Origin of the sequence: Streptomyces sp. A3M-1-3 (assembly GCF_024213665.1) — a bacterium.
Lineage (GTDB): Bacteria > Actinomycetota > Actinomycetes > Streptomycetales > Streptomycetaceae > Streptomyces.
Genome location: NZ_JANAVP010000002.1, coordinates 44,367 through 66,504 on the forward strand (window position 1 = coordinate 44,367; position 22,138 = coordinate 66,504).

The window sequence follows — 22,138 nt, forward strand, 5'->3', positions numbered from 1 at the left end:
GCCGTGACCCCGGAGGGGCACGCACCCCTACGCCACGAAGGTCCGGGGGACTTCCGTGCCCGTCGTCGCTCCCGTTTCCACCAGCCGTGCCGCCGCAGCCAGCCGGACCGCCGCCTCCTCCGCCAGCGGACCGCCGACCGTGAACGGCAGCCGTACGTATCCCTCGAACGCGCCGTCGACGCCGAAGCGCGGGCCGGACGGCACCCGTACCCCGACGCGTTCGCCGGCCTCCGCGACACGTGAGCCGGAGAGCCCGCCCGTACGCACCCACAGCGTGAGCCCGCCGCGCGGTACGTCGAACTCCCACTCCGGCAGCTCCTTGCGGACCGCCGCGACCAGGGCGTCGCAGTTCTCCCGCGCCTGGGTGCGGCGCATCTCGACGGCCGACTCCCAGCCGTCGGTGTGCATCAGCCAGTTGACCGCGAGCTGTTCGAGGACCGGGGTGCCCAGGTCCGCGTAGGCGCGTGCCGCGACCAGACTGCGGATCACATCGGGCGCCGCGCGCACCCAGCCGATCCGCATGCCTGCCCAGAAGGCCTTGCTCGCCGAGCCGACGGTGAGGACCGTGCTGCCCGCCGGGTCGAACGCGCAGACCGGACGCGGCATCTCCATGTCCGGATCGAGGTGCAGCTCGGACATGGTCTCGTCGACGACCAGGACCGTGCCGGCCGAGCGGGCGGCCTCGACGAGCTGCCTGCGCTGGTCCTCGTCCGCGAGGGCGCCGGTCGGGTTGTGGAAGTCGGCCACGACGTAGGCGAGCCGGGGCGCGGCGTCGCGCAGCACCTGGCGCCAGACGGGCAGGTCCCAGCCGGCCAGCCCGTCCGCCATGGCGACGGGCACCAGCCGGGCGCCGGCCGCCCGCATCAGCTGCAGGATGTTCGCGTACGACGGTGACTCGACCGCGATGCGCTCGCCGCGGCCCGCGAAGAGGTGGCAGATGGCGTCGATGGCGCCCATCGCGCCGGTGGTGACCATGATCTGTTCGGGCATGGTCGGGATGCCGCGCGCGGTGTAGCGGTCGGCGATCGTCCGGCGCAGCGCCGGCAGTCCCGCCGGGTAGTCGCCATGGGTGTGCGCGTACGGCGGCAACTCCTCCAGCGCGCCCTGCACGGCCCGGGTCAGCCACGGCTCCGGCGCGGGCAGCGCGGCGCAGCCGAGGTCGATCATCGAGCCGAGCGACTCGGGCGGCAGCGGCTCCAGGCCGCGGGCGGGCAGCGGGTTACCGGCCGGGACCGCGGTCCAGCTGCCCGCTCCCCTGCGGGACTCCAGGAAGCCCTCGGTGCGCAGTGCCTCATAGGCGGCGGCCACGGTCGTGCGGCTGACGGCCAGCGCCACGGCCAGTTCGCGCTCGGCGGGCAGCCGGGCGGCGACGGGGACCCGGCCCTCGAGGACGAGCAGCCGGATGCCGTCGGCGAGGGAGCGGTAGGCGGGCGGGCGGCGGGTGCCGGGCCCGGCCGGGCGGGCCTGCTGGGAGGTGAGCAGCCGGGCGAGTTGCGCGGCACCGACCGCCGAAGTCCACTGAGCCATGATCCCAGTCCACCTTCCCCGAATTGGCCATGGATGACATCTCTTTCCAAGCCACAGAGTGTCATGAACCGGGCCACTACCACCACAGGGGCGCACCTTGACCCGTCGACTGCTGTATCTCTACCTCGGTCTGGCGCTGTACGGAGTGAGCTCCGCGCTCCTCGTACGCGCCGGGCTCGGCCTGGAACCGTGGGGTGTGCTGCACCAGGGCCTGGCCGAGCGGACCGGGCTGACCATCGGCGTGGTCTCGATCATCGTGGGCGCGGTGGTGCTGCTGCTGTGGATCCCGATCCGCCAGCGGCCGGGCCTCGGCACGGTGTCGAACGTGTTCGTGATCGGGATCGCGATGGACGGCACCCTCGCCGTGGTCCCGGCTGCCGGGTCCCTCGCGGTCGGCATTCCGCTGATGGCGGCTGCCATCGTCCTCAACGGCGTGGCCACCGGGCTGTACATCTCCGCCCGCTTCGGCCCGGGCCCGCGGGACGGCCTGATGACCGGCCTGCACCGGACGACCGGACGGTCGATCCGCCTGGTGCGCACCGGCATCGAGGTGGCCGTGGTGGCCACCGGCTTCGTCCTCGGGGGCTCGGTCGGCGTGGGCACGGTCCTGTACGCGGTGGCGATCGGCCCCCTCGCGCAGATCTTCCTGCGCGTGTTCGCCATTCCGGCGGCGGACACCGTCAGCCCCGTGGTCGCCGGCCGGAAACCCGGACGAGCGATACTGCCCAAGTGACAGACGTACGCCATCCCTATCTCGACCACCCCGGCACCATCCCCTTCGCTCACCGCGGCGGGGCGGCGGGCGGCCTGGAGAACACCGCGGCCGCCTTCCTGCGGGCCGCCAAGGCGGGCTACCGCTATTTCGAGACCGATGTGCATGCCACGGCCGACGGAAAGCTCGTGGCCTTCCACGACGCGACGCTGGACCGGGTGACCGACGCGCGGGGCCGGATAGCGGCGCTGCCCTGGAGCGAGGTACGGCAGGCGCGGGTGGCGGGCCATGAGCCGCTGCCGCTGTTCGAGGAACTCCTCGAAGCGTTTCCCGAGGCCCGCTGGAACGTCGACATCAAGGCTGAGCCTGCCCTCCTGCCGCTGCTGGATCTGATCCGCAGGACCGGAGCCTGGGACCGGGTGTGCGTCGGTTCGTTCTCGGAGAGCCGGGTGGCCAGGGCGCACCGCATGGCGGGCCCCCGGCTCGCCACGTCGTACGGCGTCCGGGGCGTCCTGGGCCTGCGGCTGCGGTCGTACGCGATCCCCGCCGCCCTGCGCAGCGGCGCCGTGGCAGCGCAGGTTCCCGAGTCCCAGGCCGGCATCCGCGTGGTGGACCGCCGGTTCATCGAAACCGCACATGCCCATGGGCTGCAGGTCCATGTCTGGACGGTCAATGAGGCGGATCGGATGGCAGCGCTCCTGGACCTGGGCGTGGATGGCATCATGACCGACCAGATCGACCTCCTGCGCACGGTGCTGACCGAGCGGGGAGTCTGGACCTGAACGCCGCGCCGCCGTCACCGGTGCCGCACGGGGACGAGCGAGGGGGCGCGGGTGAGTGCGGAGACCGCGGACGGGGCAGACGCGACGGCGGAAGCCGCCGGGCGCAGACGTGAGCAGCATGGCTGGTACTTCTACGACTTCGCGTGTTCCGTCTATTCGACGAGCGTCCTCACGGTGTTCCTGGGGCCGTATCTGACCGAGGTGGCCAAGGCCGCCGCCGACGCGGACGGCTTCGTCCACCCGCTGGGCATCCCGGTGCGGGCCGGTTCGTTCTTCGCGTACTCGGTGTCCGCCTCGGTGATCCTGGCGGTTCTGGTGATGCCCCTCGTGGGCGCGTTGGCGGACCGTACGGGCCGCAAGAAGCCACTCCTCGCGGCCGCCGCCTATGTGGGCGCGGCCGCGACGGCCGGCATGTTCTTCCTGGACGGCCACCGCTATCTGCTGGGCGGCTTCCTGCTGATCGTGGCCAACGCGTCGCTGGCCGTCTCGATGGTGCTGTACAACGCCTATCTCCCGCAGATCGCCGAGCCGGCCGAGCGCGACTCGGTCTCCTCCCGGGGCTGGGCGTTCGGCTACAGCTCGGGCGCCCTGGTGCTCGTCCTCAACCTGGTCCTGTTCCAGGGCCATGACGCGTTCGCCATCTCGCAGGGGACGGCCGTACGGATCTGCCTGGCCTCGGCCGGGGTGTGGTGGGGCGCCTTCACGGTGATCCCGCTGCGGCGGCTGCGCGACCGGGCGGTGGCCCGCGAAGGCGGGTTGGTCCCGGTCGGCCAGGGCTGGCGGCAGTTGATCTCCACGCTGAAGGACATGCGCCGGCACCCGCTGACGCTGTCGTTCCTGCTCGCCTATCTCGTCTACAACGACGGCGTGCAGACGGTGATCTCGCAGGCCTCGGTGTACGGGTCCGAGGAACTGGGCCTGGAGCAGTCCACGCTCATCGTGGCCGTACTGCTGGTGCAGGTGCTGGCGGTGGCAGGGGCCCTGGGGATGGGCCGGCTGGCTCGTACCTACGGCGCGAAGCGCGTCATCCTCGGCTCGCTCGCCGCCTGGACGCTGACCCTGGCGGCGGGGTACTTCCTGCCGGCCGGGGCGCCGGTCTGGTTCTTCGTGCTGGCCTCGGCGATCGGGCTGGTCCTGGGCGGCAGCCAGGCGCTGTCCCGTTCGCTGTTCTCGCACCTGGTGCCTCGGGGCAAGGAGGCCGAGTACTTCTCCGCGTACGAGATGAGCGACCGCGGCATGAGCTGGCTCGGGCCGCTGGTGTTCGGACTGACGTACCAGGTCACGGGCAGCTACCGGGAGGCGATCATCTCTCTTGTGATCTTCTTCGGGCTGGGATTTGTCCTGCTCGCCCGGGTCCCGGTGAGGCGCGCGGTGGAGGCAGCGGGCAATCCTGTGCCGGACCGGATTTAGACCTCGAAGTGAAAGGCCGGTAGTGTACGCCTTCGGCCTGCCAGGCGGACCGTTACTGCGCGCTAAAGAAGTAGAAACGCCGGGTGACATCTGCGGCCAGATGTGACAAACCGGGCACTGGTGGGTACTCCAACCCTTGCAAAAGCAGCGGCACGACGGGCGACGCATGACCCGGAACGGGAATCTTTACCGCCGACCGGACGTTGACCGGATGACGACGACAGCGACACCTGTCCTGTGGGCGACAAGCCCGGGAGGCACGATTCATGAGTGAGCGAGCTCTCCGCGGTACGCGACTCGTGGTGACCAGCTACGAGACGGACCGCGGCATCGATCTGGCCCCGCGCCAGGCGGTGGAGTACGCATGCGAGAACGGACATCGATTCGAGATGCCGTTCTCTGTAGAGGCGGACATTCCGCCGGAGTGGGAGTGCAAGGCGTGTGGCGCCCAGGCACTCCTGGTGGACGGCGACGGCCCTGAGGAGAAGAAGGGCAAGCCCGCCCGTACGCACTGGGACATGCTCATGGAGCGGCGCACCCGCGAGGAGCTCGAGGAGGTGCTGGCCGAGAGGCTGGCCGTTCTCCGCTCCGGTGCCATGAACATTGCCGTGCATCCGCGGGACAGCCGCAAGTCCGCATAGCGCCCAGGCGTTCGCGTACGCACCGCAACAACCGAACAGAACAAGAGCCGCGGGCTGCTGCACACTCCAGGGTGTGCCGCAGCCCGCGGCTTTGCTGTGACGGGTGCCCGCCCCCCGGTCAGGGGGTGAGCGGCGGTCGCGGGCCCTCGTCCTGGCGCGGCGCGGGACCGTCCGGCCGGATCACCTCACCCTGCACGACCTTTCCGTCCGGGCGGTGAATGCGGGCCTGCTGGAAGGCGTCGCCCAGGCTGCCGGGGGTGGCGGCCCGCATCCGGTCGAGCGACCGCTCCGCGTACGCGCCGAGCCGCGAGCGGACCGGCGGGAGAAGCAGCAGCAGCCCGGCCGCGTCCGAGATCAGTCCCGGCATCATCAGCAGCAGGCCGCCGAGCATCATGAAGCCGTTGCCGCCGGACTGCTTGTCCCGGCCGGCGGGTACGGCGCCCGACTGGGCCTGCTGGAGGGTCTCGGTCAGGCTGGTGAACGCGCGGCGGCCGGCCCGCTTGATGACCACCGCACCGAGCACGGCCCCGCCCACCAGCAGCGCGAGAACCGTCAGGCCGCCCGCGGCGTCCGCGACGACCGTCAGCAGCCAGATCTCGAGGACCAGCCAGGCGGCGAGGGCGAGAGGGAGGAAGGAACGGGCTCGGGAGCGCTTGGGAGCCGCGGGAGCGGGTGTGCCGGTCGTCATGCTCCCAGTGTGCCCGGTGGCACAGCAGGTCGGCATAAGGGTGATCAGGAAGGCTTGCGGCCGAGGAGACGGTTCGCCCGCGTGCCGACGCCCCAGGCGGTGACGCGCCAGAGGGCCTCCACGACGATGTCACGGCTCATCTTGCTGTCGCCGACCTCGCGCTCGACGAAGGTGATGGGAACCTCGACGACGTGGTAGCCCGCCTTGACCGCGCGGCGGGCCAGGTCGACCTGGAAGCAGTACCCCTGGGAGGCGACCTCCTCCAGCCCGAGCCCTTCGAGGGTCTCCTTGCGGAAGGCCCGGTAGCCGCCCGTCACGTCCCGGATCGGCACGTCCAGCAGCAGCCTGGAGTACGTGCTGCCGCCGCGGGAGAGGAACTCACGGGACTTGGGCCAGTTGACCACCCGCCCGCCCGGGACCCAGCGCGAGCCGAGGACCAGGTCGGCGCCCTTCAGCGCGGTCAGCAGCCGGGGCAGCTCCTCGGGCTGGTGGGAGCCGTCGGCGTCCATCTCGACCAGTACGCCGTAGCCGTGCTCGAGACCCCAGCGGAAGCCGGCCAGGTAGGCGGCCCCGAGCCCCTCCTTGCCCCTGCGGTGGAGGACCTGGACGTGGTCGTCCTCGGCGGCGAGCTCGTCGGCGATCTTGCCGGTGCCGTCCGGGCTGTTGTCGTCGGCCACGAGGATGTGCGCCTCGGGCACCGCGGACCGTACCCGGGTGACGATCGGCTTGATGTTCTCCGCCTCGTTGTAGGTCGGAATGATCACCAAGGCTGTGCCGAGCGGGCCGTACCGCCGCTCACCGCCGTCGCTCACTGCTTCCCCTTAAAGTCCGTTCAGAACACCACCATAGCGAGCGCACGTGTACGGGCCCGCCCCGACGCGGGCGCCGGGTGCCGGCCGGCGGAAAACGGGGAACTGCGGATCGGGGCCCGGCGCCCTTCGGGCCGACCTGGGACCCGCTGGCTGCGGGTCTACCGAGAGCCGTTGTCTACTGAACGTCCGGGCCCCACCCGGGTCGCACCTGCCGGCCGGCTGAAACCTTCCCTCGCCCCCGAGGCGCGGGCGCTGAACCTGGCTCCCAGTGGTGGTGCGCCGGTGCGGCACACCGCCCCATGACCCAGCGGCGTTCGACGACTGCGTGGAGGTTTCCCGGCCGGACGTCCTGTGGTGGACCCGGCCGAACCTACCGGCCGGTGGCCGCCCCCTGTCAACAGTCGTTCGACCTGCGGCGTTTCATCGAACCAGCAGGTCAGTACGGAGGGGCCGGGCGGCGAACCGGCCGCGCGGCGCACATCGATCGGCGGAACGGCACGCCCCCATGTCACTCGTTCGGCCGTACGAAGACCGTATGTCCGAACACCACCGTCCGCAGGCAGACGGGCAGTTCACCGCCCGGAGTGAGGTCCGGCAGCCCCGGGGTGCCGGAGCGCGGGTCGGTCGACCAGCGGGCGAGCCGGTCGTCGGGTGCCTGGACGACGAGCTCCGCCGTACGCCAGACCGCGTAGTCGGCCGGTGCGCCCGGGACGAGGACGCCCGCGTCGTCGCGGCCGATGGCCCGCCAGCCGCCGCGGGTGTGGGCGGTGAAGGCCGCCCGTGCGGAGATGCGGTGTTCCGGGGTGCGGTGGAAGGCCGCGGCCCGGACGGTGCCCCACGGGTCGAGGGGCGTGACCGGGCTGTCCGAGCCGAAGGCGAGCGGGACACCTACGCGCAGCATCGCCGCGTACGGGTTGAGGGTGCGGGCGCGCTCGGCCCCCAGACGCTGGGCGTACATCCCGTCCTCGCCGCCCCAGGCCGCGTCGAAGGCAGGCTGCACGGAGGCGGTCAGGCCGAATTCCGCGAAGGCCGCGATGGTCTCCGGGGTGAGCATCTCGGCATGCTCGACGCGGTGGCGGGCGGCCCGTACGCGGGCCAGGCCGACCTTGTCGGCGGCCGCCCGGACTCCCTCGGCCACCGAGGCGATCGCGGCGTCCCCGATGGCGTGGAAGCCCGCCTGGAGGCCCGCCTCGGTGCAGGCCGTGACGTGGGCGGCCACGGCGGCCGAGTCGAAGTGCGCGGTGCCGGAGTGGGAGGCGTCGGCGTACGGCTCGTGCAGGCAGGCGGTGTGCGAGCCGAGGGAGCCGTCGGCGAAGAGGTCTCCCGCCGCGCCGATCGCGCCGAGTTCGCGGATGCGGTCGGCGTCCTCGGCGTCCGTCACATGGTCGGCCCAGTAACCGAAGACCCGTGGCCCGGGCTCCTCCCCGGCCAGCTTCAGCAGACCGGTGAAGTCGTGCTCGTCGGAGATGTCGGGGCCGCCGCACTCGTGGACCGACCCGATGCCGAGCGAGGCGGCCCGGGCGAGCGCGGCCCGCTGCGCCTCGGTGCGCTGGCCCGGGGTGACGGCGGCGTGCGCCGCGGCGCGGACCGCGTGGTGGGCGTCGCCGGTGAGCGGGGCGTCGGGACGGTAGCCGGTCAGCTCGGTGACACCGGGGACCAGGTCGAGCAGAGCGGTGGTGGCGACGGCCGAGTGGACATCGACCCGGGTGAGGTAGAGCGGCCGCCCGCCGGTGGCCTCGTCGAGTTCGAGGCGGTACGGGGGACGCCCTTCCGGCCAGCGTGACGCGTCCCAGCCGTGGCCGAGGAGGACCCGGTCGGCGGGCCGGCCGACCGCGTGGACCCGTACGAGATCCAGCGCCTCGCCGAGCGAGCGGGCGCCCGAGAGGTCGAGGCCGGTCAGGGCGAGGCCGGTGGCGGTGGTGTGCACATGGGCGTCCGTGAACGCCGGGGTGACCAGAGCGCCTTCGAGGTCGACCACCTCGTCCACGCCGTCCGCGAAGGCGTCCGCGGCGCCCTCCGAGCCCACCCATGCGACATGGCCGCGCTCGACGACCATGGCCGTGGCGAAGGGGTCGGCGGGACTGTGCACGTCCCCGCCGCGCAGCAGTACGGTGCGGTGGGGTTCGGGCTGGATGGCGGTGCGCTCGGTCATGGGGACCAGTCTCCCGCCTGTGCGGGGGTGGTCCGTGCGCGGGGTCCCGGCGGCCCGGGTCAGATGCGGGGCGGGCGGGCCTCGTACGGGGTGGAGAGGACCACCGTCGTGCGGGTGGACACGCCGGCCAGGGCGCGCAGCCGGCTCAGCAGGTCCTCCAGTTCGAGCGGAGAGGCCACGCGCACCTTGAGGATGTAGTTCTCCTCCCCGGCCACGCTGTGGCACGCCTCGATCTCGGGGACTCCGGCCAGCCGTTCCGCGATGTCGTCGGGAGCGCTGGGATCGAACGGTTTCACCGAGATGAAGGCCGTCAGGGGCAGGCCGACCGCCTCGGGGTCGACCACTGCGGCGTAGCCGCGGATGACACCGCGCTGCTCAAGTCGGCGTACGCGCTGATGAACCGCCGAGGTGGACAGGCCGGTGGCCTTGCCCAGATCGGTGTAGCTCATGCGCCCGTCCCTGACGAGCAGATCCACGATCTGGCGATCCAGCTCCTCCATAGTGCTCATAGCGGATCAACCTATTGCCCCGGAGCGCTCCGGCACAGTCGGCGGTGGCCGCCGGGTGGCACCTGCGGCGGGCATGTGACGAACGCCACAGGTTTGTGACGCCGCCGATGGACGCGGCGTGGTTACCCGCCGCGCGCGACGGGAAGTGCTTGCTGTGGTCGAGGCCGCAAGTGCCTTATCGGCCCACCCGAGGGGGAGATTTTCCATGCAGAACCCGAAGCGCAACGGACGTACCGAACCGGAGCCTGTCGATTTCGCCGACTCCATCGAGGACGACGACGCCGAACTCGACGCGTACGACACATTCGAGATGTACCGGGTGATCTGCCCGGACTGCGCACAGCCGATCGCACTGCTGGCGGACGAGGACGTGCTCCCGGAGCACGCGCTGTGCCCCACCCCGTGGAATCCGTTCGGGCTCACCGCGTGCACGGGCACCGGGCGCTCGGCGTCGGACGCACGGCCGGCCGACCTGACCCTGGAGGTCCAGGAGCAGGACACCGCGCTGCTGTTGACGCTCCCTCAGGGCCTCGACTGGCGGACGCAGCCGTTCTCGCACGTCGGCGGTCCGGGCTCGCGTCCCGTCAGGGTGCCGCGGCAGGCGCAGCGGCACGCCGCCTGACCGCTCGGACCGCCTCTCGTCACCAGTAGCTTCCCTGCACCATGGCCGCCAGGCTGCCGTGGTGCAGGATCAGGCCGTCCGGATTCTCCGGGACCTGGACCTCGCCGAAGTGGACTTGTCGGTAGGCGACTCTGAGCATCACGATCGCGTGCCGCAGCGCGGCGTAGAGCGTGTGGAACTCCATGTCGCGCGGGGTGTGGCCGGTGAGCCCGGCATAGCGGCGCTCGATGCTGTCGCGGCGCAGGAAGTCCGGCAGGCCGCGCTGGCCGAAGCTCACCGTCAGGTCCTGGAAGAAACGGTGCAGATAGACCGTCCACCCGAGGTCGACCTCGCGTGGGACGAGCGCCGCCATCTCCCAGTCGAGTACGGCGGCCGGCTCGAACCCGGCGTAGATGATGTTCCCGATGCGGGCGTCGCCCCAGTTGAGGACGGCCGGCCCTTCGTCGGCGGGCCAGAGCTGCTCCAGCCGGTCGAAGGCACTCTCGATCAGCGGTGAACTCGGCAGACCGTCAACGACCCAGCCGTAATAGGCACGTTGGGCATCGACGTGCAGGCGCAGCGGGCTGCCCGTGCCAGACGGCAGCAGGAACACGGCCTCCTTGGCCGGGACCTGGTCGTGCAGCCGGGCGATGACCGAGATGCTTGCCTCCTCGAGGCGGGCGCGCTGGGCGGCGGTCGCCGAGTGCAGCCAATTGCCCTCGTACGTATAGGGCATGACATCCGGCGGCACCCGGCCCTCGGCCCGCTCCATCACGAAGAACGGGGCGCCGAGGGACGTCGGGTCCTCTTCGAGCCACTGCACGCGGGGCACGGGCACGTCGGTGTGCTCGGCGACCAGGCTCATCACGCGGTGCTGGCGGGGCATGTCGTACGTCGGGAAGATCGTGTACGCGTCCGGATCGGCGGCCAGCCGCAGGGCGCAGGCGCGCACCGGCGCCCCGGGGTGGTCGATGTCGAAGAGCAGGGTCTCGCTGGACATGCCGTTGGACTCCGGGACGCGGATCCCGGTGACGCGGACGCCGGGCAGGTGCCCGTCGAGCCACCGGGTCAGCCGCCGGCCGAGCTCCTCGGGATCGCGGGTCGTGGTACGGGGGCGGGGAACCATGCGGGTACTCCTGTCGGGTCAGGGACTCAGGGAGCCACCGAGTCGTAGCCGGTGAAGCCGCTGGGGTCGTGGCGGCCGAAGGTGCCGTGTTCGAAGATGCCGTGGCCCACCTGGCCGTCGAGCGTGAAGCGGGCGGCGTGGTCGGTGACGCCGAAGGCGGCCATCGGGTGCGCGGCCGGGTCGGAGAGGTCGTAGCTGCGGCGGTCGGTCCAGTCCCGGCCCTGCCAGGCGCCGTGCTGCCAGTCGGTGGCGGGCGGGTAGCCGGCGCCGACGCCAGTGGGGAGGAGGCCAGGACCTCGACCCCGAGTTCGTGGGGTTTGCGGGCCGGGTCGGTGAGGTGGACGACGGCGCGTTCGGGGTGGCGGGTGCCGGGTCGGTAGCTGATGTCGGCCTGGGGCCAGCCGAGTTGGACATCGCGGCGGCCGCTGCCGTCGGGGTGGACCAGCAGCGCCTCGTTGAGGGTGCGGTGGCCGTCGGCGTCCTCCTGGGCGATGACCATCAGGAAGCGGTCCTCGAAGCGGACGGGTATCCAGAGCCAGTGGAAGCCCTCGGGCCGGTACTCCTCGGCGGCCCGGCCGCCCTCCTCGCCGGGGATGGGGCGCACGCCCCAGCTGCGGTCGCGCGTCCCGGTCCACTCCCTGGGGGTGAGGCGGATTTCCCGGCCCGGGCGCGCAGCGTGCCGGTGCAGCCGCCCGCCTGCACGAAGCGGCGGCCTTCGAGCATCAGGCGGTCGCCCCGGCGCTGGACGTGGTGCGGTTCCCAGACGGCGGGGAATTCCGCGGTCCACTCGATGTCGTAGGCGAGGGAGTGGGGGTCGTCGGGGTCGGGGTCGCAGTGCAGCCGGATCCGGCGCAGCGGCTCCTCGACGGTGATCCCGAGCGGACCGACGCAGAGGTTCATCCGGTCGTCGGCGAGGGCGTCCGAGGCGCGTACGGCGAGGAGTTCGTCCCCGAGCCGGAGGGTGGCGTACGCGTCGATCACGCCCGCGTTGGGGTAGACGCCGAGGCCCACGATGAGGAGGGCACGCCCGGTGTGGTCGACGACGTGGAAGATGCACCGGTCGTACGCGTTGCGGTCGCCGGTGACGACGTGCTTCATCGACAAGGGGGCCTGGTGGATGGGGTATTCGTCGAGTGCGACGGGGCGGTCCTCGGCCACGGCAAACCTCCTGGGCGCGGGGCGGGCAGCGCAAACGGGTCAACGCAGCTGACGGTATGTCAGAAACCCTGCCGAAGGCCATACTCGTGTCACCGCTCACGGCCGCCCGGCGCCCGCCCCGGTCACATGGTGAACTCACGCCCGAATACCGCAGGGGGTGACCCCGGGATCCCGCCCCGCGTTGGCCAGATATGGACACGCTGTACTCCGCGACCGGCCGACGCCGTCGCCTGGTGACGCCCAGCCCCGAAGAATCGGTTCATCACCCCGCCGATCCGCCCATCTACCGGGCGCTCCTGACCCATTGGGCGAACAGCGGCCGCACTCTGCCGGGACGCCGGGACCCGGAGTGGTCCCGGCTCACGGCGGCGCCGATCTGGCCGGGCCGGACGGGCCGGCCCGGCTCGCAGTTCAGCGCGACTCGGGACCCGCGAGGTGACGGGCGATGACCATGCGCTGGATCTGATTCGTACCCTCGACGATCTGCAGCACCTTCGCCTCGCGCATGAACCGCTCCACCGGGAAGTCCATCGTGTAGCCGTAGCCGCCGAGGACCTGCACGGCGTCCGTGGTGACGCTCATCGCCGCGTCCGTGCAGAACAGCTTGGCCATGGCGGCCTGCCGCGAGAAGGGCCGTCCGGCGTCGCGCAGCCGTGCCGCCGCGAGGTACAGCGCCCGGCCCGCCTCGATACGCGTGGCCATGTCCGCGAGCATGAAGCGCAGCCCCTGGAAGTCCGCGATGGGCCGTCCGAACTGCAGCCGTCCGGTCGCGTACGACAGCGCCTCGTCCAGCGCCGCCTGGGCCACCCCGATCGCGCAGGCCGCGATGCCGAGCCGGCCCGAGTCGAGGGCGGACAGCGCGATGGCGAAGCCCTGACCCTCCTCGCCGATCCGGCGGGCGTCCGGAACGCGCACTCCGTCGAAGTGGAGTTGGGCGGTGGGCGAGCCCTTCATGCCCATCTTCTTCTCCGGCGCGGCGGCGCTCAGGTTCTCGGCGTCGCCCGGCACCAGGAACGCCGTGATGCCCCGGGCGCCATCGCCTCCCGTACGCGCGAGGACCGTATAGAAGTCGGCGATGCCGCCGTGGGTGATCCAGGCCTTGGTGCCGGTGATGACCCAGTCACCGCCGTCGCGGACGGCCTTGGTGCGCAGGGACGCGGCGTCCGAGCCGGAGGCGGGCTCGGAGAGGCAGTACGCCCCGAGGAGGCCGCCGCCGAGCATCGCGGGGAGATGTTCGGCCTGCTGCTCCTTGGTTCCGTACCCGGCGAGGGCGTGACAGGCCAGGGAATGGACGCTGACGCCGAGGCCGACGGTGAGGCGGGCCGCCGCGAGTTCTTCGAGGACCTGCAGGTAGACCTCGTAGGGCTGGTCGCCGCCGCCGAATTCGGAGTCGTACGGCAGACCGAGCAGACCGGAGTCGGAGAGGAGGGTGAACACCTCGCGCGGGAAGTGCCCGGCGTCCTCCTCCTCGGCGGCCCGGGGCTGGATCTCCCCCTGGACGATCTCGCGCACGAGCGCGAGCAGGTCCCGGGACTCCTCGGTGGGCAGCTGTCGTTCCACCGGCTGCGGGGCGCGGTCGGGCATGGCGGCGCTCTCCTCCCTGATCGGGCGCTGCGGCGGTCGCCGCGCAGGGTGTGGCTGCGCCGCCGTATGTACTGCTCACCAGCCGAGGCGGCCCTCCCGGATCACGGACGGGTGCTGACCAGCGGCTGTGGCGGCTTGAGTATGCCCGATCGGGGCCGTCCCGTCACGACTTCCAAGATCCACTGCCGAGATCAGCCCTCGGTGTGCTCCACCGGGGGTGCGGGGCACTCCGGCACCAACTCCTCGATCGCGCCGAGCCTGTGTCTCAGCATCCGTGCCAGCAGCGGCACCCACGGTGTCCCGCTTCGGCTCCTGGTGTCCCAGCCAGTCCAGCGTGACGCCCTCGACGCTGTTCAGCCAGCCGACCAGGGCGAGGCGGGCGAGCGGCGGGAGGTTGCGGTGCCCGTACGCGCCGTCGGCGATGGTGCCGATCAGCTCCTCGCGCACCGCGTCGCGGATCGCCTGCACCTGGGTGTCGAATCCGACCCTGGAGGTCCCCGCGTACGGCTACATCAGGCCGGCCTGGGTGACGAACATGGCGAGCACGACGACGAGGGTCCAGCCGAGGATGTGCTCCAGCAGCTTGGAGTCCTCTTCCTCGGGTCCGCCCGTGCGGGCGCGGGTGGCGGTGGTCGTGGCTGTGGCCGTAGTCGCAGTCATTGCAAACTCGCTCGGTCGTCTGGCAGTGGACGTCCCCCCCGTGACCCGTCCAATGTGCCAGCGAAACCAGCGTTCGAGGGAGAGATGTTCGTCACGCCGCCCCGGCCGCGCGGCTTATAGCGTCTCCCCCATGGAGACGACGACTCTGCACGGGGCCGAGGTCACCCTCCGGCCCGCCGCTGCCGCCGACGTTCCGGCGCTGGCCGCCATTCGGGCGAAGCCCGAGGTGTACGCGCGCTGGCGCGGCGACGCAGACCTGGCGGCGGAGATCGCCGGCTACCTCGACGATCCCGACGTCCGCATGCTGGTCATCGAACGGGACGGCCGTACGGTCGGTGCCATCCAGTGGGGCGCGGAGACCGATCCCGACTACAGCCACGCGAACATCGATCTCTACCTGGACCCCGCGGCGCACGGCCGGGGCCTGGGTACCGACGCCGTCCGCACCCTGGCCCGGCACCTCGTCACCGACCACGGTTTCCATCGTCTGGTGATCGATCCGGCGGCGGACAACGCCGCCGCCATCCGCTGCTACACCAAGGTGGGCTTCCGCCCGGTCGGGATCATGCGCAGCTACGAACGCGGAGCGGACGGCACGTGGCACGACGGCCTCCTGATGGACCTGCTGGCCGACGAGCTGACCGACTGAGCCGACGAGCACGGGCCCGGCCCGTCAGAGCAGGCCGAGCGACCTCAGGGCGAGCCGCTGCCGGGCGGTCGGGTGGGCCGGGAAGTAGACGTAACAGACGCCGCCGGTGCCGGAGACCACCTTGCCGCTCGCGTTGTACCGCTTGGTGCGCAGCCAGATGTTCTCCCACTCGCGCCGCCGGTAGACCCGGCGTACCGCCTCGTTGCCGGTCGAGGCCGGGTCGTTGGCGATCACGTCGCCGTCCGCCGTGAAGCCGATCACGGTCATCAGGTGGCCGGCCGTGCCGTAGCCGGCCCCGGTCAGCTCCTCCTTGAGGAAGGACTGTGACGTGATGGCGGGGATGCCCGCGCCGATCAGCGTCTGCAGGTCGCTGAGCGAACCGAGCCGGGTGACGACGGCGCTCATGTCCCGGTAGGTCGAGGCGTAGGCGGCGTTGAAGGGCCAGTTTCCGCAGCCGTCGTACTGGTAGTCGAAGGTGTACCGGGCGGCATGGCAGACCTGGGGGTCCGCGAAGGCCGGGTTCACCCAGGCCAGGTCCTCGGCGGTGGGCTTGCGGCCCCAGTATTCGGTGATCATCTGGGAGGAGGTGGGACTGCACCAGGCCTCGCCGCCGTTGTCGTACTCCGGGTACTGGCCGATGTGGGTGTTCTGCGAGTAGCGCGGGACGGTCAGCTCGCGGGCCGGTCCCGGCGTCGAGGCGGGCACCGTGAACCGGTCCGGGATGTCCGAGGCCACCGCGCCGACCTGCCAGACGGTCGGCGTGAGCTTGCTGCCCGGCTTGCGGTAGAGCGTCAGACGCAGCTGGTACGAGACCAGGCGCAGACCACTGGCCGCATCGTCGATGGAGAAGGTGTCCGTCCAGATCGTGCTCCGGCCGTCCGTCTGGTCGTCGACGGAGGTACGCCGGATGTCGACGTCACCCGCCGCCCAGCGGCCCATCACGTACCAGGGCGTCGAGGTGGCGTCCGAGTAGGTGCCGCGCAGCTCCACGAGCAGCCAGGTGCCGGCCGGCGTGTGCGCGTTCCAGGAGGCGATGACCTCGGTCGCCGGGACTTTCGAGCGGTGGACCGGCGAGGTCCAGCTCGCGTACTCCCAGGCGGCGGTCCGCCCGGTGTGCGGATCGGTGTAGTCGGTACGGCCGGCCGGGGCGGCGATCGCCAGTCCGGGGCGGCGTCCGGGCACGGCTCTGGTCCCGGTCCGGGTGCCGGAGCGCCAGTCGGTGTACGAGTTCCAGAAGCGGTTGTCCACCGGCGAGGCGGCCGGGCCGCGCACCATGGGCGTCGCCGGTGCCGCTGCTCCCACCGCGACGGCGGGCGGGGCCGCGGATCCCGCGGCCGCGAGTGCGGCCGCCAGCACGGTTCTGCGCGGAGTGGGACTGGTCATGGGCGAGGCCCCCTCGTTTGCCCGAGCCGTGTCCGGTCGGGGCAGCAGGTGCACGACAGTGGGCCAACTATTGCGGTTCCCGGCGGAGTTCTGCCAGGGCTCCGGCCCGCGCCACGCCCACCAATATGGGACTGGACCACTGGCGTGACCTGCGGCGGCGTACACACGCTTAGGCTGACAGGGTGGCCTCACTCGACACGCTCGCCGCGGAACTGCGCGCCCTTCCTCCCTCCTGCGGCCCGGTGCGGCTGATCGCCGTCGACGGGCACGCCGGCTCCGGCAAAACCACGTTCGCCGACCGGCTCGCCGCCGCCCTCGGCGGCGCCCCCGTGCTGCACCTCGACGACGTGGCCACGCACGAGGAGCTGTTCGGCTGGACGCGGCGGCTCCTGGAGGGGGTGATCGGTCCGCTGTCCCGTGGGGAGGCCGCGCGGTACGCCCCGTACGACTGGACGCTGCGCCGCTTCGGGCCCGAACGCACCCTGGAACCCGCTCCGGTGATCATCCTGGACGGGGTCGGGGCCGGACGGGGCGAGCTGCGTCCTTTTCTCGCGAGTCTGCTGTGGATGGAATTGGCGGAAAACCAGGCGTGGAGGCGTGGTCGCGGCCGGGACGGAGGTACCCTGGCGGGCTTCTGGGACGGGTGGGAGGCGGCGGAACGGCGGCACTTTCACCAGGACCCTTCCCGGCCCTTCGCCGACACCCTGGTACGACAGTGCGAAGAGGGGTACGAGTGGTCTTCCGGGGCTGCTGCGGCAGCAGGATCAGGCCCTCACCCTCACCGAGGGTGACCGCTCGGCGCAGTCGCTCCGGAGCGGCCGAAACGCGCCCCTGAGACCCGCCAACTCTGCTTGACCTGGGGGCCGTACAGGTCTTACGTTCTCAATGTGCGGTCTTTTGGACCGTCGCAGACGCGAAGCCCCCGGTTGTTCCCCCGTGACCGGGGGCTTCGTTCTGCCCCTTGCGCTCTGCGCGGGCCCCGCGCGTCGCCATTCCCTCACCCTGGGTCACTGTGCCGTCGGCCGCCCCGGCCGGCCGGCCGCCGGGGTGCACCCTACGGCCGACCCGGTCTCCGCAGGTACGATGCCCCTCGGTACAACTCCCGTCCACGACGCGGCGGTTCAGCAATCCTGCCGACGGGCGCTCGCCCGCCGGCACACCACGGGGGCACGGCTTGTGGGGGACTGATGGATTTCGGCACGCAGGGCACGCAAGCCCCGGCCGATCTCGCGTGGCTGCGCGGCGTCGACGCCTACACGATGGGCGCGTACCCGCAGGCCGAGGAGGAGTTCCGGGCGGCCGTACGGCTCGACCCCGCAATGGCCGACGCCTGGCTCGGGCTGCACGCCTTGCGCGTCGACACCACCACCGCACTGCTGCGGATGTTCCGCCACCGCGAGCGGTTCGGCGAACAGCGGGCCCGGCACCGGCGCACCCTCAACTCCTGGTACTGGCTCGGCTGGTGGGTGCAGCCGGTCCTGGAGAGACCGCGCGACCTGCTGCTGGCGCACGCCTCGCACTGGCTCGACGGCCGCCATGTGCCGGAGCTGGACCGCGCGCTCGCGGGGCTGCCGCCGGTGGACGCCGACCCCCAGGTCCGCTTTCTGCACGCCTGCCGCGCCTACCTGGTCAAGGACTGGGATCAGCTGGTCCGGCACACCGAACCGCTGGTCGACGATCCGCTGCTGGGCATCGAGGCCGGGCTTTTCGGCGGCATGGCACGGGTCCGCCTGGAGATGTACGGACAGGCCGAGCCGCTGCTCTCCGCCGCGCTGATGCGTTGCCGCAGCGAACAGCCGCAGCGCAAGGAGCTGCGCTACTGGCTCGCGAGGGCCCACGAGGGCACCGGGCGCAGCGCCGCCGCGCTCCCGCTGTACCGGGCCGTGCACCGGGTCGACCCGGCGTTCATGGACACCTCCGCCCGCCTCACGGCCATCACGGACAACGACTCGTTCGACGGGTATGACGGCTACGACGAGCCGGCCGACTACGCGGCCGTGTCACCGGCCCTGGTCGGCCAGGACACTGCCGACGGCCCGGGCGATCCCGACCCGCTGCCGGCGTCCGACCCGCTCGACGGGCGCGACCTGAGGTTCGGGACCGGTCCCGAGGCTCCGCTCGGAGGCGCGGTGCCGCCCGAGACCGCGCGGCGGAAGTCGGTCGTGCCCGCCCGGCCCATGCCGCTGCCGTCCGGGCCCTCGGATCCCGAGCTGCTGGCCCAGGCGCTCGCGGAGCTGGAGCGGATGGTCGGCCTGGAGCCGGTCAAGCGCCAGGTCAAGGCGTTGTCCGCGCAGCTGCACATGGCCCGGCTGCGGGTCGGCCAGGGCCTGCCGGTGCAGCCGCCCAAGCGCCACTTCGTCTTCTCCGGTCCCTCCGGCACCGGGAAGACCACCGTCGCCCGGATCCTCGGCCGGGTCTTCTACGCGCTGGGGCTGCTCGGCGGCGACCATCTGGTGGAGGCCCAGCGGGCCGATCTGGTCGGCGAGTTCCTCGGCCAGACCGCGGTCAAGGCCAATGAGCTGATCGACTCGGCGATCGGCGGTGTGCTGTTCGTCGACGAGGCGTACAGCCTCTCCAACTCGGGATACAGCAAGGGCGACGCGTACGGCGACGAGGCGCTCCAGGTGCTGCTCAAGCGCGCCGAGGACAATCGCGACCACCTCGTCGTCATCCTGGCCGGCTATCCGGAGGGCATGGACCGGCTGCTGGCCGCCAATCCGGGCCTGTCCTCCCGGTTCACCACCCGGGTGGACTTCCCCTCGTACCGGCCGCTCGAACTGACCGCCATCGGCGAGGTGCTGGCCGCCGAGAACGGCGACCGGTGGGACGAGGAGGCGCTCGACGAACTGCGCAGCATCAGCGGGCATGTGGTCGACCAGGGCTGGATCGACGAGCTGGGCAACGGCCGCTTTCTGCGCACCCTGTACGAGAAGAGCTGCGCCTACCGTGACCTGCGGCTCTCCGGCTACACCGGCACACCGACGCGGGAGGATCTGGCCACCCTGCGGCTGCCCGATCTGATGCAGGCGTACGGCGAGGTGCTGTCGGGCCGCGGTCCTGTCGACCGCGGCCCGCAGGACCCGCTGAATCCGTGAGAGGTCAGCCCGCGAGGGCTCGGTTCGGGTGCACCCGAGCCCGCCGCCGTGCGGGCCTTCTTCAGGTCAGCCCGCGAGGGCTCAGTTCGGGTGCACCTGAGCCCGCCGCCGTGTGGGCTTTCTTCAGGTCAGCCCGCGAGGGCCTGTTCGGGTGATTCCCTGCGCGGGTCCGCCAGCCGGGTGAAGGCCACCGGAGCCGCCCGGTGGGCGGGATCCCGTACCTCGCCCACCAGCATCTCCAGGACGTCCTCCAGCGCGACGAGGCCCAGCACCCGGCCCGACGCGTCCGCGACCTGGGCCAGGTGGGTCGCGGCGCGGCGCATCACGGTCAGGGCGTCGTCCAGCGGGAGTTCCGCGCGCAGCGTGGTCATCGGGCGCCAGATGTGCTGCGGCACGGCCCGGTCGCCGTCCTCCAGGTCGAGTACGTCCTTGACGTGCAGGTAGCCCATGAACGGGCCGCTGTCCGAGGCGCGCACCGGAAAGCGGGAGTACCCGGTGCGTACGGTCAGCTCCTCGACCCGGCGGGGCGTGACGGAGGGGTCGACGGACACCAGCGAGGCGCGGTCCAGCAGGACGTCGGTGACCTGGCGGCTGCCCAGTTCCAGGGCGTCCTCCAGCCGCTCCTGCTCGACCGGCGCCAGCAGCCCCGCCAGCCGGGAGTCCGCGACGAGGCGGCCCAGCTGGGCGCTGGTGTAGACGGCCTCCACCTCGTCCTTGGGCTCGACGCCGAACAGCCGCAGCACCAGGTGGGCGCAGGCACCCAGCGCGGTGGTGACCGGCCGGCACAGCCGGGCGAAGCCGACGAGGCCGGGGCTGAGCCACAGCGCGGTCTTCTCCGGGGCTGCCATGGCGAGGTTCTTCGGGACCATCTCGCCGATGACGAGATGGAGGAAGACGACCGCGGCGAGCGCGATGGCGTAGCCGAGCGGATGGATGAGGCTTTGGGGTACCTGGGCGGCGTGGAAGACCGGCTCCAGCAGCCGGGCCACGGTGGGCTCGGCGACCGCGCCGAGCGTCAGCGAGCAGACGGTGATGCCGAACTGCGCGGCGGCCATCATCTGCGGCAGGTTCTCCAGGCCGTGGAGCACCTGGCGGGCGCGGGCCGAGCCCGGCCGTCCGTCCCCGGGCCGGGCCAGCGGCTCGATCTGGCTGCGGCGGACGGAGACGAGGGCGAACTCGGCGCCGACGAAGAACCCGTTGGCGAGCACGAGCAGGAGGGCGAAGAGGAGGAGGAGCACGTTCATCGCACGGCCTCCGTGCGGCCGGCCGTCGCGTCGGCCGGCACGCCGGCGGTGCGGACCAGCCGTACCCGCTCGGCCCGGTAGCGGCCCACCTGGCGTACCGAGAGCCGCCAGCCCGGGAGTTCGGCGCGGTCGCCGGGGGCCGGGATCCGGCCGAGCAGGTCCGCGACCAGTCCGGCCACGGTCTCGTACGGGCCCTCGGGCACCTCCAGGCCTATCCGCCGCAGGGTGTGCACGCGGCAACTGCCGTCGGCCTCCCAGGCGGGGCGGCCGTCCTCGGCCGGGACGGCGGACAGCTCGGGCCGTCCGGCCTCGACGCCGTCGTGTTCGTCCCTGACCTCGCCGACGAGTTCCTCGACGATGTCCTCCAGGGTCACGACGCCGGCCGTACCGCCGTACTCGTCGACCACGACGGCCATCGGCTGCTCGCTGCGCAGCCGCTCCAGCAGGGGCTGTACGGGCAGGGTTTCGGGCACCAGCAGCGGCTGTACGGAGATCCGGCCGACGGGGGTGCGCAGCCGCTCGTGGGCCGGTACGGCGAGGGCGTCCTTGAGGTGCACCATGCCGACGACCTCGTCGATGCGCTCCCGGTAGACGGGGAAGCGGGAGAGGCCGGTGGCGCGGGTGAGGTTGAGGACGTCCTCGGCGGTCGCGGAGACCTGCAGGGCGCTCACCTTCACGCGGGGGGTCATGACGTGCTGGGCGGTGAGGCCGCCGAGCGAGAGGGTCCGTACGAACAGGTCGGCCGTGTCCTGTTCCAGGGTGCCGGCCCGGGCCGAGTGGCGGACCAGGGAGACCAGTTCGCCGGGGGTGCGGGCGGAGGCCAGCTCCTCGGTCGGCTCGACGCCCAGGGCCCGGACCAGCCGGTTGGCCACGGCGTTGAGGAGGGAGATCACCGGGCGGAAGACGCGCGAGAACACGTACTGCGGACCGGCGACGAACCGGGCGACCTGGAGCGGCCGGGAGACCGCCCAGTTCTTCGGTACGAGCTCGCCGACCACCATCTGCACGGCGGACGCGAGCAGCATGCCGACGATCACCGACACGCCGGGGACGGCCCCTTCGGGGATGCCGGCCGCGGTGAACGGGCCGGCCAGCAGCCGCGCCAGCGCGGGCTGGGCGAGCATACCGACGACGAGTGAGGTGAGGGTGATGCCGAGCTGGGTGCCGGAGAGCTGGAAGGAGAGCTCCCGCAGTGCCTTGACTACGGTCCGGGCGCGGCGGTCGCCGTCGGCCGCGGCGCGCTCGGCGTCGGGCTTGTCGACGGTGACGAGTCCGAACTCCGCCGCCACGAAGAAGCCGTTGGCGAGGATCAGGACGAAAGCTGCGGCGAGCAGCACAAGGGGGATGGTCATGCCGCCGCCTCCGGGGAGGGGGCGGCGCAGGTACTACCGGACGATCCGTCCAT

At 72.1% G+C, this 22,138-nt stretch carries 20 protein-coding genes and 1 pseudogene; 8 read left to right on the forward strand and 13 right to left on the reverse strand.

Annotation, left to right across the window (positions count from 1 at the left end; translation table 11 throughout):
• Nucleotides 1-27: 27 nt before the first annotated feature.
• On the reverse strand, nucleotides 28-1,527 hold the full coding sequence (locus tag NLX86_RS02110) for a PLP-dependent aminotransferase family protein (protein ID WP_254369818.1): 1,500 nt from the start codon (nucleotides 1,525-1,527) through the stop codon (nucleotides 28-30).
• A 97-nt stretch (nucleotides 1,528-1,624) separates the two neighbouring features.
• On the opposite strand from NLX86_RS02110, the gene NLX86_RS02115 reads away from it, so the two are divergent.
• From NLX86_RS02115 to NLX86_RS02130, 4 genes are all read left to right on the forward strand, one after another.
• Nucleotides 1,625-2,260, forward strand: a complete 636-nt coding sequence (locus tag NLX86_RS02115) for a YitT family protein (protein ID WP_254369819.1) — start codon at nucleotides 1,625-1,627, stop codon at nucleotides 2,258-2,260.
• Nucleotides 2,257-3,021 carry a glycerophosphodiester phosphodiesterase gene (locus tag NLX86_RS02120; RefSeq protein WP_254369820.1) on the forward strand — a complete coding sequence of 255 codons (765 nt, stop codon included), beginning with the start codon at nucleotides 2,257-2,259 and terminating at the stop codon, nucleotides 3,019-3,021. Before NLX86_RS02115 ends, NLX86_RS02120 begins: the two co-directional genes overlap by 4 nt.
• Nucleotides 3,022-3,072: 51 nt before the next feature.
• A complete protein-coding gene (locus tag NLX86_RS02125) occupies nucleotides 3,073-4,431 on the forward strand; it encodes an MFS transporter (protein WP_254369821.1) in 1,359 nt (452 codons plus the stop codon).
• Nucleotides 4,432-4,697: 266 nt separating this feature from the next.
• On the forward strand, nucleotides 4,698-5,072 hold the full coding sequence (locus NLX86_RS02130) for an RNA polymerase-binding protein RbpA (protein WP_161311542.1): 375 nt from the start codon (nucleotides 4,698-4,700) through the stop codon (nucleotides 5,070-5,072).
• 118 nt (nucleotides 5,073-5,190) lie between these two features.
• On the opposite strand, the gene fxsA is transcribed toward NLX86_RS02130, so the two are convergent.
• From fxsA to NLX86_RS02150, 4 genes are all read right to left on the reverse strand, one after another.
• Nucleotides 5,191-5,760 carry an FxsA family membrane protein gene (gene fxsA / locus NLX86_RS02135; RefSeq protein WP_254369822.1) on the reverse strand — a complete coding sequence of 190 codons (570 nt, stop codon included), beginning with the start codon at nucleotides 5,758-5,760 and terminating at the stop codon, nucleotides 5,191-5,193.
• Nucleotides 5,761-5,804: 44 nt separating this feature from the next.
• Entirely contained in the window at nucleotides 5,805-6,572 is a 768-nt protein-coding gene (locus NLX86_RS02140; protein WP_254369823.1) for a polyprenol monophosphomannose synthase, read from the reverse strand.
• 508 nt (nucleotides 6,573-7,080) lie between these two features.
• Complete coding sequence (locus tag NLX86_RS02145; protein WP_254369824.1) at nucleotides 7,081-8,724, reverse strand: amidohydrolase; 1,644 nt, start codon at nucleotides 8,722-8,724, stop codon at nucleotides 7,081-7,083.
• 59 nt (nucleotides 8,725-8,783) lie between these two features.
• Nucleotides 8,784-9,224, reverse strand: a complete 441-nt coding sequence (locus tag NLX86_RS02150; protein ID WP_254370077.1) for an Lrp/AsnC family transcriptional regulator — start codon at nucleotides 9,222-9,224, stop codon at nucleotides 8,784-8,786.
• A 214-nt stretch (nucleotides 9,225-9,438) separates the two neighbouring features.
• Here NLX86_RS02150 and NLX86_RS02155 point away from each other — a divergent pair, with 214 nt between their 5' ends.
• A complete protein-coding gene (locus NLX86_RS02155; RefSeq protein ID WP_254369825.1) occupies nucleotides 9,439-9,855 on the forward strand; it encodes a hypothetical protein in 417 nt (138 codons plus the stop codon).
• A gap of 19 nt (nucleotides 9,856-9,874) precedes the next feature.
• Here the strand turns inward: NLX86_RS02155 and NLX86_RS02160 are convergent, their stop codons facing one another.
• The 5 genes and pseudogenes from NLX86_RS02160 to NLX86_RS02180 form a co-directional block, all read right to left on the reverse strand.
• Nucleotides 9,875-10,960, reverse strand: coding sequence for a phosphotransferase family protein (locus tag NLX86_RS02160; protein ID WP_254369826.1), 1,086 nt, complete (start codon nucleotides 10,958-10,960; stop codon nucleotides 9,875-9,877).
• 26 nt (nucleotides 10,961-10,986) lie between these two features.
• Nucleotides 10,987-12,118, reverse strand: a pseudogene (locus NLX86_RS02165) (hypothetical protein).
• Between the two features lie 411 nt (nucleotides 12,119-12,529).
• Nucleotides 12,530-13,702, reverse strand: coding sequence for an acyl-CoA dehydrogenase family protein (locus tag NLX86_RS02170; protein WP_254369827.1), 1,173 nt, complete (start codon nucleotides 13,700-13,702; stop codon nucleotides 12,530-12,532).
• Nucleotides 13,703-13,777: 75 nt separating this feature from the next.
• Nucleotides 13,778-14,170, reverse strand: a complete 393-nt coding sequence (locus tag NLX86_RS02175; RefSeq protein WP_254369828.1) for a hypothetical protein — start codon at nucleotides 14,168-14,170, stop codon at nucleotides 13,778-13,780.
• 39 nt (nucleotides 14,171-14,209) lie between these two features.
• Entirely contained in the window at nucleotides 14,210-14,362 is a 153-nt protein-coding gene (locus NLX86_RS02180; protein WP_254369829.1) for an SCO1431 family membrane protein, read from the reverse strand.
• A 130-nt stretch (nucleotides 14,363-14,492) separates the two neighbouring features.
• On the opposite strand from NLX86_RS02180, the gene NLX86_RS02185 reads away from it, so the two are divergent.
• Entirely contained in the window at nucleotides 14,493-15,011 is a 519-nt protein-coding gene (locus NLX86_RS02185; protein WP_254369830.1) for a GNAT family N-acetyltransferase, read from the forward strand.
• Nucleotides 15,012-15,035: 24 nt separating this feature from the next.
• On the opposite strand, the gene NLX86_RS02190 is transcribed toward NLX86_RS02185, so the two are convergent.
• Nucleotides 15,036-16,394 (reverse strand): peptidase C39 family protein, encoded by a 1,359-nt coding sequence (locus NLX86_RS02190; RefSeq protein WP_254369831.1) that lies wholly within the window; start codon nucleotides 16,392-16,394, stop codon nucleotides 15,036-15,038.
• Between the two features lie 182 nt (nucleotides 16,395-16,576).
• On the opposite strand from NLX86_RS02190, the gene NLX86_RS02195 reads away from it, so the two are divergent.
• Together NLX86_RS02195 and NLX86_RS02200 are read left to right on the forward strand one after the other, a co-directional pair.
• Nucleotides 16,577-17,185, forward strand: a complete 609-nt coding sequence (locus tag NLX86_RS02195) for a hypothetical protein (RefSeq protein ID WP_254369832.1) — start codon at nucleotides 16,577-16,579, stop codon at nucleotides 17,183-17,185.
• Nucleotides 17,186-17,581: 396 nt separating this feature from the next.
• Nucleotides 17,582-19,489, forward strand: a complete 1,908-nt coding sequence (locus tag NLX86_RS02200) for an AAA family ATPase (protein WP_254369833.1) — start codon at nucleotides 17,582-17,584, stop codon at nucleotides 19,487-19,489.
• A 128-nt stretch (nucleotides 19,490-19,617) separates the two neighbouring features.
• Here the strand turns inward: NLX86_RS02200 and NLX86_RS02205 are convergent, their stop codons facing one another.
• Entirely contained in the window at nucleotides 19,618-20,733 is a 1,116-nt protein-coding gene (locus tag NLX86_RS02205) for a hemolysin family protein (protein ID WP_254369834.1), read from the reverse strand.
• A complete protein-coding gene (locus tag NLX86_RS02210) occupies nucleotides 20,730-22,085 on the reverse strand; it encodes a hemolysin family protein (protein ID WP_254369835.1) in 1,356 nt (451 codons plus the stop codon). The genes NLX86_RS02205 and NLX86_RS02210 overlap by 4 nt, the downstream gene beginning before the upstream one ends.
• Between the last annotated feature and the right edge of the window lie 53 nt (nucleotides 22,086-22,138).